The 14,149-nt window shown below is 44.5% G+C and carries 12 protein-coding genes; 4 read left to right on the forward strand and 8 right to left on the reverse strand.

From position 1 onward, the window contains the following. Positions 1-119: 119 nt before the first annotated feature. Positions 120-1,709, reverse strand: a complete 1,590-nt coding sequence (locus K8O68_RS05060; protein ID WP_230895852.1) for a PucR family transcriptional regulator — start codon at positions 1,707-1,709, stop codon at positions 120-122. A 6-nt stretch (positions 1,710-1,715) separates the two neighbouring features. Beyond that, positions 1,716-2,270 (reverse strand): 4Fe-4S dicluster domain-containing protein, encoded by a 555-nt coding sequence (locus K8O68_RS21550; RefSeq protein WP_370640486.1) that lies wholly within the window; start codon positions 2,268-2,270, stop codon positions 1,716-1,718. Between the two features lie 137 nt (positions 2,271-2,407). Between K8O68_RS21550 and K8O68_RS05065 the strand changes: the two genes are divergently transcribed. Further along, positions 2,408-4,465 carry a molybdopterin-dependent oxidoreductase gene (locus K8O68_RS05065; protein WP_230895853.1) on the forward strand — a complete coding sequence of 686 codons (2,058 nt, stop codon included), beginning with the start codon at positions 2,408-2,410 and terminating at the stop codon, positions 4,463-4,465. Positions 4,466-4,971: 506 nt separating this feature from the next. Here K8O68_RS05065 and K8O68_RS05070 read toward each other — a convergent pair. The 6 genes from K8O68_RS05070 to K8O68_RS05095 form a co-directional block, all read right to left on the reverse strand. Then, positions 4,972-5,283, reverse strand: coding sequence for a DUF3870 domain-containing protein (locus tag K8O68_RS05070; RefSeq protein WP_093051486.1), 312 nt, complete (start codon positions 5,281-5,283; stop codon positions 4,972-4,974). Between the two features lie 454 nt (positions 5,284-5,737). Then, positions 5,738-6,946: an acyl-CoA dehydrogenase family protein gene (locus K8O68_RS05075; protein WP_230895863.1), complete on the reverse strand. Its 1,209-nt coding sequence runs from the start codon at positions 6,944-6,946 to the stop codon at positions 5,738-5,740. Between the two features lie 183 nt (positions 6,947-7,129). After that, positions 7,130-8,317 carry a CaiB/BaiF CoA transferase family protein gene (locus K8O68_RS05080; RefSeq protein ID WP_230895864.1) on the reverse strand — a complete coding sequence of 396 codons (1,188 nt, stop codon included), beginning with the start codon at positions 8,315-8,317 and terminating at the stop codon, positions 7,130-7,132. A 351-nt stretch (positions 8,318-8,668) separates the two neighbouring features. Then, positions 8,669-9,418: a gamma-glutamyl-gamma-aminobutyrate hydrolase family protein gene (locus tag K8O68_RS05085; protein ID WP_230895854.1), complete on the reverse strand. Its 750-nt coding sequence runs from the start codon at positions 9,416-9,418 to the stop codon at positions 8,669-8,671. Further along, positions 9,415-9,726, reverse strand: a complete 312-nt coding sequence (locus tag K8O68_RS05090) for a hypothetical protein (protein ID WP_230895855.1) — start codon at positions 9,724-9,726, stop codon at positions 9,415-9,417. The genes K8O68_RS05085 and K8O68_RS05090 overlap by 4 nt, the downstream gene beginning before the upstream one ends. Before the next feature lie 19 nt (positions 9,727-9,745). Next, on the reverse strand, positions 9,746-11,116 hold the full coding sequence (locus tag K8O68_RS05095; protein WP_230895856.1) for a TRAP transporter large permease subunit: 1,371 nt from the start codon (positions 11,114-11,116) through the stop codon (positions 9,746-9,748). A 217-nt stretch (positions 11,117-11,333) separates the two neighbouring features. Here K8O68_RS05095 and K8O68_RS05100 point away from each other — a divergent pair, with 217 nt between their 5' ends. The 3 genes from K8O68_RS05100 (at position 11,334) to K8O68_RS05110 (ending at position 14,004) form a co-directional block, all read left to right on the forward strand. After that, the gene (locus K8O68_RS05100; RefSeq protein ID WP_230895857.1) at positions 11,334-12,074 is read left to right on the forward strand and encodes a GntR family transcriptional regulator; all 741 of its coding nucleotides are present in this window, start codon (positions 11,334-11,336) and stop codon (positions 12,072-12,074) included. 197 nt (positions 12,075-12,271) lie between these two features. Continuing rightward, positions 12,272-13,663, forward strand: coding sequence for an acyclic terpene utilization AtuA family protein (locus tag K8O68_RS05105; RefSeq protein WP_230895858.1), 1,392 nt, complete (start codon positions 12,272-12,274; stop codon positions 13,661-13,663). Between the two features lie 23 nt (positions 13,664-13,686). Then, a complete protein-coding gene (locus K8O68_RS05110) occupies positions 13,687-14,004 on the forward strand; it encodes a DUF4387 domain-containing protein (RefSeq protein ID WP_230895859.1) in 318 nt (105 codons plus the stop codon). Positions 14,005-14,149 lie beyond the last annotated feature (145 nt).

The raw sequence follows: 14,149 nt of genomic DNA on the forward strand, positions 1-14,149 counted from the left end.
GGCTGAAGTAATGGGTATCAAAAAAAGAGGGAGCAGCGGGGATACATTTGGTCTTTAAGGTTTAAACACTTAAAAAAAAGGCGTCCTCAAAAGCTGAACTTTTGGGACATCCTTCTGTTTCAATGCAAATATCCAATTGAGTGTATTTTTACAGCAATACTTACATTAATAAAATCCTGATGGTCATAGACATCCAATCCTATCAATTCATTAATTTTTCTCATCCGTTTTCTCAAGGTGTTCTGATGAATAAAGAGACCTTGGGATGCTTCTTGAATACTCATATCATGAAGGATAAAATACTTAAGAGTATTAATGTAATCTGTCCCGTTCTCCCGGTCACTTACCAACAGAGGTTCTAAATAGTCATTACTGAAATCAAGAAGCTGGTCTTTGTTTAAATAAAACAGCAGCCGTAAGACTCCTAAGTCTTCTATATGAAATACATTTTCTTCTTTAGACCACTCATGTCCAAGCTGAAGAGCCATTTTCGCCTCCTGAAAGCTTTTATTTAAATGCCTCGTTTGGCGGTAACACTTGCCAATCCCAATGGAAAACACATATTCCGGCCACTTCTTTTCACAGGCTCGAATAATAGTTTGAAAGAAATTTTTCACTACTTTTTTATGGACAGCTTTTTCGTTTACATTTTTTTCTTCCACGAAAATAAGCAGCTGCTCTTGAAAATTTATAATAAATGAATTCCCACGCTCGTTAAAATTCTTCTGAATGAAATCGTGCAGCTCCATATTCCAATCAGGGTCACTCACTGCCGTATCATTCAGACCGACATCCAGAACAGCTAAATGATGAGGCCTTTCAAAGTTCCATCCCCACGTTTTTCCCTGTTCTATAATCGTTTTTTGAGAATCAAAATTATTGTAGATGAGATCGTATATAAAATGAGACTGAAACTTGTGATTAAACTCTTCCATTTCGCTATCCTTTTGCTTACTTATCGAAATTAACGAGGCAAGCTTATATAACCACTCTTTTTTCCAATTGGAAGGATTACTTGGGGTTAAAATGATCTCTCTCACTCCATTTTGAAGCCGAATTGGATATTTACCAATGTAAATATCCTTTCCATTCTCCTGCTGCCAGCTTAAAGGTTCTTGAAGAAAGGCTTCCAAGTCATAAAAGAACGACTGCAGCCAGCTGGGACGCTGTTCAGTCACCCACTGAGCAAAGTTTCGCTCTGTTTCTGATGTTTCCTGCTTCCAGGTGATTTTATATATGGGATCAACAAAGATAAGAGGGAGATTTGTCGCTTTCGCCACCTTTTGGGCCAGAGGACCGGTATCTTCAGTCTTAAATTCCTTAAGCTCCCGGGCTATTTCTTCATATGGCGACAGGCCAAATTCTCTCAAATGATTTTTTTTCAATGCTTCAATTATTTGGATAACAGGAACCTGGAAAGCAGTAAATAAGTCTTTTATCTCCTGTTCGAATAACACTTTTTGAGGGTGATACAAGACAATCCCGATGACATTTGTTAATTGAACAGCCGAGAATATCTCATTTACGAGAGAGACATCTTTATTCCTTTTTACTGAATGAATATAAAAGACCACTTGTTCATTCTTTTCAATCGTTGAGAGATCCTCGCAAACGCGCTGGAAAAACACCTCTTCGTCATTTAAGGGGGTCAAAAACTTGATTGATTGCAGAGGATGCGTAAGCAACCACTTCTGTAAGCTGATCGTCATATGAGTTCATGCCTTTCTGAAAAATTGCATTTTAGGTTTATCCGACCTGAATTGGATAGAAGGTTTCGTGAAATAAGACATTGGAATTTTGGCAGCGTAATCATTATTAAGTTTTACCGACCGATCCGTCCAAAAAAATGTCAAAGCTTGGGTGGGACAACTGGCTACACAAGTCGGGAGATTTCCACCTTCTACTTTCTCTGCACAAAAATTACATTTATCCACACGATTTGTCTCATGGTTATATTTCGGTGCTTGAAAAGGGCAAGCTTCCACACACAGTTTACATCCCTCGCATGACTCAGCATCATGTACCACGATTCCGTTCCTTTTTTTTGAGTAATTATTTCTTGGGCAGATGACCACACAAACCGGATTTGCACAATGGTTACATGACATAGACAGGTAAACACTTTCAGTTTTTTCCACTTCGTAATTTATAAAACTTCTGCGGTGGCGGGCACCTTTCGAAGAATTTTCCTGATTGCAGGCAGTCTCACAAGCTTTGCACCGAATACATTTCCCTGTATCCATACTGAAATAATATTGAGTAGCCGACATCTCGCCCAACTCCTTTGCCTTATGACAATTAGGTGAAATTTACCATCTGTATCTCCTTTCAGCTTATAATAAGAATAAGCTTGTTTCAACGAGTCATCCGGTCAATTTCATGACATTTTCCCTTGGAGGAATGGACCATGTTAAACCCTCACAAAAAAACAACTCAAAAGCGGCATGTCTGTCCCCGTAATTGCTACAGCACATGTACCATGATTTCACACGTCAAAAATGGAAAGCTTTATCAGGTGACAGGGGACAAAGAAAATCCTTATACTAACGGCACACTTTGTGCCAAAGCCTATTCTTATATAAAACGTAATTATCATCCGAAAAGATTGAAATACCCTTATTACCAGGAGGTTAAGGGATCCGGAAATTTTAAAAGAATTAGCTGGAAAACAGCGATTGAATTAATTGAGAACCGGTTAATTAAAATTGACCAAACCTACCAGTCATTTCTCCCTGTGGCCCTCTATAAATATACAGGTAACTTAGGCGTAAAACATTATGCTTCTGAAGAATTCTTCTCAAGCATCGGGCCAACCACCCGGATAGTCGGCTCCCCCTGTTCATCAGCAGGCTTTGATGCAACGGTTTACGATTTTGGGAGATCTGTTTCTTCCGACCCTGACCAATTAGCTAAAGCAAAAGTGATTGTGATTTGGGGCGGCAATCCAGCCGCTACCAGTATTCACAGCATTCCACTCATCCAACAAGCTCAGGTCCGCGGCGCTTGTCTAATTGTAATTGATCCTATTTTCACTCAAACAGCAGAAATCGCGGACATCTATATTCAAATTAAACCCGGTTCTGACGGCGCTCTCGCTAATTTTTTAACTAAGACAGTGATTGAGAAAGGTTTTGCGGATCAGTCATTTATTGACCAATACACTATTGGCTTTAAACGTTTCAGCGAGAAATTAGACAAATTGTCCCGAGTGGACGTCTTGCAAGAAACGGGTATGGAGGACAAAGCTTTGGAAGTCCTAACGGAAAAACTCATGACCTCCGAGCCCGTCTTTCACTGGATTGGTCTTGGTCTGCAACGTCATACAAACGGCGGGCAGATGGTCCGTACGATTAACGCGTTAGCTGCTTCAACAGGAATGATAGGGAAAGAAGGAGCAGGTGTCCACTATGCTCACTCGGATACATGGGTATTTAAGAATCAGCAGGCTTTTTTTAATGAGCACGAAGATAAAAGTAATCGTGTATTGGAGATGACAAAGTGGATTAAAGATGGTCCCACAAGCCTTGAACCGCCGCTTGAGTTCATGTGGGTCACTTGCCGAAATCCTCTCGTTCAAGATCCCCAGCCGCAGCAGATCCGCAAACACTTTAATGCTATTCCTTTTGTCGTGACCGTGGACCAATTCATGACTCCAACGGCAAGGTGGTCAAACCTTATCTTGCCTGCCACCACTCATTTTGAAGAAGAAGATATTGCTGCGAGCTACTGGCATCGAGGACTGGCATTAAATGAGAAAGCCATTGAGCCCTATTTCGAAAGCCAATCCGATTTGAGGATTATGCAGCTGATTGCAACTAAAGTGGACGACCGTTTCAGTCACCCCTCCGACTTTCCTGTCCATGATTCAAACGAGGACTATTTACGAAAACAATGGACTGAAGCTGCAACTAATGCTTTTGGTATTCCTCGTTTTGACGATGCAAAAGGACGCCTGATTTTCCCTGCAGTTTCTAAAATTGCCTGGAGAAACAAGAAGTTCGACACGCCATCCGGGAAATATGAATTTTACTCTGAACGGGCAAAAAATGACGGGTATAACCCATTGCCTATTAATCAGGCAACCAACGCAGAAGAGAACTATCCTTTACAGCTATTGACTCCTCACGATCCTTACGCACTAAATTCACAGTTTCATTTTTTAGGATTAGGAAAAGATGGCGAAGCGTTTATTGCTATTCACGAAAAAACAGCTCTGGATCGCGGGATAGAAGATGGAGACATGGTGAAAGTTTTTAATGATTATGGCGCTTTCACATTAAAAGCACAAGTCACCTATCGAGTGGCACATGATGTCGTTATGATCTATACAGGCTGGTATCCTAACCAAGGTGTTAATGTAAATGAGTTAGTTCCTGTTCTCGAAACAGATATGGGGGACAATTGCGCTGGAGCTAAAGGGATTGCCTTCCACGATACATTTGTGGAGGTGGAGCGGAAATTTTAAAAAGTATACAGAGCAGGGGGAGGGGGCCGCAGGTTGGAACAGGAGCGAAAATTAAAGCTCCTGTTCTTTTACTCTTTAATGTCACAATCGCGGGCGAATCTGCAACAATCCCAACTCAAACTGCAACAATCGAGGGCCGATCTGTAACAATCCCCGCCCAAAGTGCCCCAATCGATTGTTGGTTTCTTAAGTGGAGGAGCCGGAATCGGGGGAGTGCATCAAATAATGATGGAAGTGCATCAAATATTGGAGTGTCTGCATCAAATATCGCCGGAACTGCATCAAATATTGGAGTGAGTGCATCAAATTTCCCCGCAACTGCATCAAATAATTCACCGAGTGCATCAAATACCCGACAACTCCTCCGTCAATTATCTCCAATAGCAAAGGCATTCAGGCCACAGCCTGAATGCCTTTACACACTTTCATTTTCCGTTCTTCCGATACTTATAAATGTCGCCTCTTACTTAAGACAGCTAGCAACTCAATTGCCGCCCTCCATACTTCTAAATCCCCTTATACTGAACCTCTAAATCTTTAATAGCCGCCGTAAGGGCGTTTGTGGCTTTTCCGCGGTAATGTTCCTGAATAACCTGCGTCATTTTTTCCACATCATCTTTCACACTGAACCCTTTTAGTAAATGGCCGATGAATTCGCGGCCATGTTCAGTGGCCAGTGTACAAGACGCATCGATAATCACTCCGTATTTGCGATCCACTTCTGCTGTCACTGTCAGCGTTTCGAACATGCTTTTAGCTGCCATCCCCTGCGGCAGCCTTGCATGACCGGCAATAAAAATCGTATTTATCCCTTCCACATTCGCCACTCTCCTCTATTTACTCTCCTTTATTTTCATCCAATAATTCACCCTTAACTACTTCATCATTTAATTAAAATATCCTCTTTTTAGTGAAGTAATTAGTGCAACCTTAAATGGAAATATATAACATACGATTTCCGAAAAATCTTCAAATAGTCTCCTCCTCCCCTAAAGATCTTCAAACTCTCATATAAACAAGAAAAAACCTGATATGAGATTGATCTCATACCAGGCCATGTTGCAGCTAGTTCTGTACTTTTTTAGCCGCCCCCTGCTTATAAATCTTTTTTCAGTGACCCAGCCTATTAATTTTCCCAGCCAGCTACCTTACTCTGCTTGTCAAATTGGTTTCCACGGCCAATCGTCCGTCTGACCCAGCTTACTAATTTCCCCCGGCCAGCCGACAGCCTTGTCAATCCAATTTCCTCACCAGGCCGTCCACCTCAACCCATTAAACCTCCAACGAGGCTTCTTCGAATGGCCATTTCGGAAGGCTTTTCGATAAAGGCTTGTCGCTTCGGTAGCCGAGGACATATTCAGCCTGCATGACGGTGTGGATTTCCCTCGTTCCTTCATAAAGGACAGGGGCTTTGGAATTTCTCAAGTAGCGTTCCACCGGGTACTCATTGGAATAGCCGTAAGCGCCGTGAACCTGAACCGCGTCATTTGCTGCCTCGTTGGCGAAGTTGCAGGCCTGCCATTTTGCCATCGACGTTTCTCTCGTATTTCTCTTTCCTTCATTTTTCAGGCATCCAGCTTTATATACTAGCAGCCTTGACATTTGCAGTCCCGCTTCCATGTTGGCGATCATCTGCTGAACGAGCTGGTGTTTGCCGATTTCCTTCCCGAACGTTTTCCGCTCGTGGCAGTAGTTCACGCTCGCTTCCAGGCAGGCCATGATCTGGCCGCATGCGCCGGCAGCGACTGTAAAGCGCCCGTTATCAAGAGCAGCCATAGCGATTTTAAACCCTTCGCCTTCTTCGCCAAGCATATTTTCCGCCGGCACTTTCATATCATCGAAGAACAGCTCGCCGGTATTGCCAGCCCGGATGCCCAACTTGCCTTTAATGGCTTTGGAAGAGAAGCCCGGCATCTCCCGCTCGACTATAAACGCTGAAATCCCTTTATGCTTTTGGGTCTTGTCGGTATAGGCAAAAACAAGGAAATAGTCTGCCACATCACAAAGGGAAATCCATGTTTTTGAGCCGTTCAGAATATAATGGTCTCCGTCTTTGACAGCAGTTGTCTGCATGGCAGCCACATCAGACCCCGCGCCCGGCTCAGTTAAACCGAAGCCGCCGACTTTTTCACCTTTCGCCTGGGGTACGAGGTACTTTTGCTTTTGCTCCTCATTCCCCCACTGAAGCACCGTTAAGCTGTTCAGGCCGGTATGGACAGATACGGCTGTTCGGAATGCCGTGTCTCCACGCTCGAGTTCTTCACACACGATCGCGAGCGTATTGTAATCCATGCCGCTCCCCCCGTATTCTTCAGGGATACACACCCCCATTAAATCAAGTTCCGCCAGTCTTTTCAGCACCTTTGGCTCGAAATGGCTCGCGGCGTCCCATTCGCCTATATGAGGCATAATCTCTTTATCCACGTAACTCCTCACCATTTTTCTTACCATTTCCTGCTCTTCTGAAAAATTAAAGTTCATCATAATCATTCTCCTCCTGAATTATAAGTCTTGTTTTTTTATATGTTATCCGCCGGCTGCTTCCGTGCATGAACATCCGTCCATCCCCACCTTCCGTTTTGGAAAGGTGGCGAGATCCATTCCCCGGTTAGCTTGCCGGCTCATTTAAACCGTCTGAACGATCCACCCTTTTGCCGCTAAAAATTAAATAATCTTCTCTGCTCTCATACTTGAAATATCATCTTCAGAATACCCTGCTTCAGTAAGCACCTCTTCCGTATGTTCACCAGCCAGAGGCGGGTGCCGGGTGACTTCTGCCGGGGTCCGGGATAAACGGACCGGGCTGCCGACAAGATTGACTTTACCTGCCGTCGGATGGGCGACTTCTTTTACAAGATTCCTTGCTTTTACTTGGGGATCCTCAAACATTTCCTTCACGGTATTAATAGGTCCGGCAGGAATGCCCTGTTCCTGTAACTGGGCGAGCCAGTCATCCGAAGTCCTCGTTTTCATTTTTTCAGAGATGAACGTCTCCAGGTCTCTCCTGTTCTCAAGACGATTGGAATTGGTGGTAAATCGTTCATCGTTTTTCAGCTCCGACAGCCCGAGCACATCCAAAAATTTCTGAAACTGCCCGTCATTTCCGACTGCCACGGCCATCTGGCCGTCTGCGGTCGGGAAGGGCTGGTACGGCACGATATTCGGGTGCTCGTTTCCGAGTCGGTCAGGCACTTTGCCTGAGACAAGATAGTTGCTTGCCACATTTGCCAGCGCGCTAATCTGCGAATCGAACAGCGAAATATCCACGCTCTGCCCTTTGCCGGACCTGTCTCTCTCCATCAGCGCGGCCTGAATCCCGATCGCTGCGTACAAGCCGGAGAAAATGTCAGAGATAGCGACCCCCACCTTCATCGGGCCCGATTCTTCGCTCCCTGTAATACTCATCAGACCGCTCATAGCCTGGATAACGAAGTCGTAACCGGGGAGGCCATTATAAGGTCCGGTTCTCCCGAAGCCGGTAATGGAGCAGTGGACAATCTGAGGGTTAATTTCTTTCAGCTGGTCGTAGCCGAGGCCCCATTTATCCATCGTCCCGTTTTTGAAGTTTTCAATAATCACGTCCGATTTCTTTATCAGTCTCTTTAATACGTCTTTTCCTTCATCAGTTTTCAGATTCAAGGTTATCGCCCGCTTATTCCTGTTGGCGCATAAATAATACGCGCTCTCACCTCCTGTGTACGGCGGCCCCCATTGGCGTGTATCATCACTGCCTCCGGGCCCTTCCACTTTGATCACTTCTGCGCCCAGGTCTCCTAAAATCATCGTGCAGTAAGGTCCTGCCAGCACTCTCGACAAATCGAGGACTCTTATCCCTTCCAATGCTCCGCACATGCCAACTACCTGCCTTTCATTTTCTTCTTTTTTAAAAAAGTTAGTGTAAATTTCTTCTGCACTTTCCACATAAATGTCTACAAAAAAAGCCAGTTATCCCATTGCTAAATGGATAACTGGCTTGGATCTACTAAACTGCTCCGGTCCCCCGGAGTTAAATAGATTCCGCAGTTGTAAATGATTGAACTGTCGAAAAGGTACTGGTGATAACCGCTGATCACGAAAGAGGCTGTCTTTCTTGGAGCGGTTTATTACTGATAATCTTAATGTACCTTTTCAACCTTTGTCAATATAATTTTTGTAATATTTCGATTTTTAAGCGCCTGGCTGCCTTTCCAAAAAGTGTCTCAATCAGCCGGCAGCCTGTGCTTTCCTAGCAAGCGCCGCTTTTTTCATACTTTTAAACAGGTTATCCCAAGCCATGTGATTCTCATATAAATGCTCCGGGTGGAACTGTGTGCCAATCAGCCATGGGTGGTCTTCACCTTCTATCACTTCAGCCACCCGGTCTTTTTCAGAAACGGCTGAAACTGCCAGTCCCTTTCCAATCCTGCTCATATATTGCCGGTGAAATGAATTCACAGCAGCTTCTTTAGCACCGGTATATTCAGACAGACGGCTGTTTTCATCGATCAAGATCTGGTGGACCGCCTCAGACTGTGAAATGCCTTCTATTTCCTGGTGGTGGACGGGCCACGTGGTTTCAGCCATTACCTCCACCTCTCCGCCAAAAAACTCATTCATCATCTGAGCACCGCGGCAAACACCCAATATTGGAAAAGACTTGTTGATTGAACGTTCAAGCAGACTCATCTCAAATTCATAGCGTTCTTTACCTGTATCTCTAAGAGAAGGACTGGAAGAGACCGCTTTATCCAGCCGGAGGCGGCCGCCTCCAGTGAGCAGCAGACCATCAAGCCTTTCAACGTATTCCTCTATAACAGCCCTGTCATGGATGACCGGTAAAATAATTGGATTCATCCCATGATGCAACAGGACGCTGGCATATTTTTTCTCCGTATAATACAGCGGATGGCCGGGATAGAGATCATCATGCATGCCCGCATCCGCATGAACGGTCACACCAATCCACAAACTCATACGACTTTTTCTTTCCCACTCTGACTGGTTACAACCTCTGTTTTTGTAACCGCTTTCTTTTCATCGCCAATTTTAAGAGTGTGAGTTTTAGAGGCATAAATATAGCCTATTCCAAGAACCACTGCCAAAGAGGCCAGCTTGATTCCCATCATCATCGCTTCTCCCGCAAACACCGCAAGTGACTGTCCCGCACTGCCTCCGATAATTAAAGAAATAAAGAACAGAACGCCGGTGACCACTCCGAGCAGCATTGTAATAAACGCGATAAAACCGTAACCTTTTTCCAACCAGGAAATTGCAGTACTCATAGGTTTATCCCTCCGTTTGTTATAGTCCGAAAATCGGCAGCAAGCCTGTCAGCAAAATCATACTTAAAACAATGTGAAGCAATATCCATAAGATAGCCAGTTTGGCTGTCTCTTTAAATCCTGATCCTGCGATCCCCATGGCCACAAACATCCCCAGTGCCAGAGGAGGTGTCATTCCTTCCAGTGCCCCTGTCATAGCTGGCAGCAGGAGAGCAAATAATACAGGGTCGCCTCCGAGAGCGGCAAATACAGCAATCATCGCTCCACCGAGAATGGCCACCTGTGCGGAACCAGGCAATACCATACCGAGCACCATGAAAAACAGCGGCAGGATGAAAATCAGCAGACCGAGACTTAAATCAAGCGATACAAACCAGTCCCTTACGGTCGCTTCCATCTGCATCCCTGCGAAAATCTGCGAGGTCGCATACGCCATATAAATCGTTAACCCGATAGGCACCACTTTCGTAACCGATCCTTTAAATATCTCCAAAAGCCTGGCAATACGGACTTTCTGTTCAGGCAGTGCTTTCCTGCCAATCAATAAAGCGTAAGCGCCGGCAAGACCCGGCGTGATCATTAAAATAGATGACGAATAAGCTGCAGCCCCTTCTTCTCCGATTCTTCCAATGATGAAATCACTAAACTGGGCATCTGAAAACAATGGGATAAAAATAATTAACGGCAGCAATAAAGCTGGCCAGCCAATTTTTAAACTTGGATTGAACTTAGGAAGTTCTGCTTTAGGAATCGGCTTAACTTTGTAAACACGGCATAACAGCCACAATGTGAGCCACCGCTGTATGAAGAACCACAGGCCCACGCCATACGCGGCAATCATCCACGTACTGAGAGAAATACTTCCCGGCTGGACTTCATTTAAGATCCCGAATGTTAAAATTACAATACCTGAAGGCGGAATAATGTTTCCAAGCATACTCGCAGACATCTCTGTACTTGCTGCAAGCGGCGCCGGGTACTTCCCTTTTTTCATAGTCGGGATCGTAAACACGCCTGTTGCCGCTACATTTCCGGGACCGGTGCCTGACAGCGATGCCATAAACGTACTTCCTAATAACGACACGAACCCTGCCCCGCCTCTGAACCTTCCGACTAAAGACAGCATGAGATTAATGATTTTTTCAACCACTTTCGTCGCATCAAACAACACTGCCACTACCATAAATGCAAAAATAGCGTAGAATAAACTGCTGGTCGACGGAAATATCAAAGATTCCCACATCAAATGGTAAGATCCTGAAATGACCACTGTGAAGAAAAATGATACAGTCATCACTTCATACATCGGCCTTTTAAACACAACAAACATAATCGCGACAAAGACAACAAGTCCAATCAACATCCATATGGGCCCAGGTACCCCAAACATCACAACACCTCCATTGTTTTCCTGAGGAAATCATAACCAGACCATAACTGGTTATATCAATCTGTCTTTTCGTATTATATCAGATTATTTGCAATTATCAAACATTTATTTTGAAAACGCTTACCTAGTTAAATTTATAAATCCTATTCTTTCTATATACAGGCCTTTTTGTGGTATATTTAAACTATATCTTTTGACAGAAATGCAGGTGAAGGTCGTGCTGGAAAGAAATAATACAATTCCCTTATATGAACAATTGAAAAATTTAATTTCCAAAGATATTCAGTCTGGTAAATACCAGTCAGAAGAGCAAATTCCGTCAGAACGTGAACTGGGGGAACGGTATAATGTGAGCCGCATTACCGTCAGGCAGGCGATAGCTTTGGCTGAGCGGGAAGGGATTTTATACCGTGTTCACGGTGTTGGAACCTTCGTCGCTAAACCGAAGATTAAGCAGGAACTCCCTAAAATGAGCACCTTTCGCTCCACGTTACTTAAACAGGGCCTGGTTGCTTCAACTGAACTGATCTCATCTGAAGTTATGACCAGTGATTTTCAATTATCACGCCTGTTAAATATTGATGTGATGGATAAAGTGTACAATCTTCAGCTTCTTGGCCTTGGCGATGAAAATCCTATTGTCTTTTACAACAGTTACTTTCCATATGAAACCGGGCAGTTATTGAGAGAGGCATCCGTAGAATCGATTAATAAAGGGATTCCATTCTCCACTCTTGATCTCTATCAGAAAGAAGACTCACTTAACCCCACGCATGTTGAACAGACATTTGAAGCAAAAGCCGCGGCTGAACAGGTATCCAGCGCCCTGAATATCGCCCAGGGGTTTCCTGTTCTCTGTGTCACATCTATTGTGTATGAAGATAAGACTCCCCTCGAATATAAAGAAACGTATTACCGTGGAGATAAATATAAGTTTTTTATTACAAGAGACATGTAAAGCTACCTTGAACAAATCAGAAACCGGGCCCTGCTGCCGGGTTTCTTTCTTTAGGTTAAAAAACTTTCTCCGTAAAGTACACTGGAAGTGTCCCCCTTTTATTTTTAAATTTCTGAATTGACAAAAATTAATCTCGTGATACAATGTGATTTATAACTGGTTATAACGTGTATTTCATTTTTCGAAAGGGGATTGTTATGTCAAAAGAAAGTTTACGTATCGTATGTCCAAATGGCCACCTGGGGTTTGCTCCTACAAAAGAAAAAAGCTTCTATTTAGCGAAAGAAACTAAACCGGATTATTACTGCTGCGACTCGGGGAGTGATGACATCGGGCCTTCCGCTTTAGGGGACGACCGTTCTGTCAGCATGTACAAGTGGCAGAAGCATGATCTGGAGCTTATGCTTCTTGCCGCACGCGAACAGGGAGTTCCGATGATTATCGGTTCTTCAGGCGATACAGGAGCGAACAGCCGTGTTGATATGTATGTCCAGATTATTAAAGATCTCGCCGAAGAACATAACCTTCCGCCATTTAAACTCGCTTATTTCTATTCAGAAGTGGATAAGGAAAAAGTTAAAAACAAGATTGAAAGCGGTATCACAATTGAAGGGCTGGACGGAAGAGCCCCCGCAACAGCTGAACATATTGATGGCTCTGATAGAGTCATCGCTGTGGCAGGCATCCACCCGTTTGTTAAGGCGCTGGAAAGCGGCGCTGATGTGATCATAGGAGGCCGTTCCAGCGACTGTGCCATATTTGCCGCTCCGGCCATTTATGAAGGGTTCCCTGAACATAACGCCTATTATCTGGGGAAAGTTCTGGAATGCGCGTCTTTCTGCGCTGAGCCATACGGAGCAAAAGAAAGTGTGATCGGCACCATTACCAAGGACGATGTCAAAGTGACAGCCATGCACCCAGACCAGCGATGTACGATAGCTTCCGTAGCAGGCCACGCCATGTATGAACGGGCCAATCCGTTCTATGAATATTTCGCCGGCGGCATGCTCGATATGTCCGAGTGTAAATACGAACAGTACGATGAAAAGACATGCCGTATTACCAACTCGAAATACGTGCCTGTTGAGGGTGATATTAAAGTGAAACTGGAGGGTTCAGGCAAGGTTGGTGAAAAATACATCGGAATTGCCGGTATCCGCGACCCTTATACAATCAAAAATATCGATAAGGTGATTGCCTTTGCTGAAGAACAGGTGGCAGAAGAGTTCGAAGGTGAAGATTACCACCTTAATATGAAAGTCTATGGAAAAAATGGCGTGATGGGTGACATGGAGCCGATCAAAGAAACCAAGTCACATGAACTGTGCGTCATTGCAGAAGGAGTCGCCGACTCCAAAGAAGTAGCGGAAGCGCTGACCCTATATGCCACCAGACAGATTTTCTACGCGCGGCTTCCTGAAGTAAAAGGCACAGCAGGCACGGCCGCCTATCTTATTGACGATGTGATTTACGCCGGCGCCACTTATACGTGGACCCTGAATCATATCATTCCGGTATCAGACCCGCTGGAGCTGTTCGACGTCCATTTCACTAATGTAAACCAGCAACTGGAAAAAGCTGAAGCTTAATTAAGTTAAGGAGGCTGCATACTATGAGTACCACCACTTTAAACGATATAGCCAAAACGATACGGAGCAAAAATGCGGGGACTGACCAAATTACCTTTGATATCATTTTCCGTGAGCAGAAAGAATATGACCTGGTGAAGAGTTCGAGATGCCTGACTAAAGAAACAGTGGCCGATCTATATAAGATCGCCCCTGATCAGATTACTGACTTTGTGGAGTATGACCCGGCCTATGCCATCAAATTCACCATTAAACGCCCGCGCCCAAGCGGCGACCCAGGCGACGGAGATATCTTCGGCTCCCAGCAGTACGCCCCCCTTCTCGATGTAAAAGTGAATTAGTTAATGAAGATGACTCCCCATCTCCTAAATCGAGTAGGAGGGGGTGATTAGCCCCCGACCTCTCACACCACCGTACGTACGGATCCGTATACGGCGGTTTCATGAAAATCAAACGTTATATCAACGACTTTAAACCCATTTTCCG

The sequence above is a fragment of the Salipaludibacillus sp. CUR1 genome, assembly GCF_021028955.1.
Classification (GTDB): Bacteria; Bacillota; Bacilli; order Bacillales; family Salisediminibacteriaceae; genus Salipaludibacillus.

What these genes read in the sequence shown, in the direction of transcription:
- K8O68_RS05085 (WP_230895854.1), bottom strand. Translation starts at nt 9,418, where the DNA reads ATGAGTTTGTGGATTGGTGTGACCGTTCATGCGGATGCGGGCATGCAT.
- K8O68_RS05095 (WP_230895856.1), bottom strand. Translation starts at nt 11,116, where the DNA reads ATGTTTGGGGTACCTGGGCCCATATGGATGTTGATTGGACTTGTTGTC.
- K8O68_RS05110 (WP_230895859.1), top strand. Translation starts at nt 13,687, where the DNA reads ATGAGTACCACCACTTTAAACGATATAGCCAAAACGATACGGAGCAAA.
- K8O68_RS05105 (WP_230895858.1), top strand. Translation starts at nt 12,272, where the DNA reads ATGTCAAAAGAAAGTTTACGTATCGTATGTCCAAATGGCCACCTGGGG.
- K8O68_RS05075 (WP_230895863.1), bottom strand. Translation starts at nt 6,946, where the DNA reads ATGAACTTTAATTTTTCAGAAGAGCAGGAAATGGTAAGAAAAATGGTG.
- K8O68_RS21550 (WP_370640486.1), bottom strand. Translation starts at nt 2,270, where the DNA reads ATGTCGGCTACTCAATATTATTTCAGTATGGATACAGGGAAATGTATT.
- K8O68_RS05090 (WP_230895855.1), bottom strand. Translation starts at nt 9,726, where the DNA reads ATGAGTACTGCAATTTCCTGGTTGGAAAAAGGTTACGGTTTTATCGCG.
- K8O68_RS05060 (WP_230895852.1), bottom strand. Translation starts at nt 1,709, where the DNA reads ATGACGATCAGCTTACAGAAGTGGTTGCTTACGCATCCTCTGCAATCA.
- K8O68_RS05080 (WP_230895864.1), bottom strand. Translation starts at nt 8,317, where the DNA reads ATGTGCGGAGCATTGGAAGGGATAAGAGTCCTCGATTTGTCGAGAGTG.
- K8O68_RS05065 (WP_230895853.1), top strand. Translation starts at nt 2,408, where the DNA reads ATGTTAAACCCTCACAAAAAAACAACTCAAAAGCGGCATGTCTGTCCC.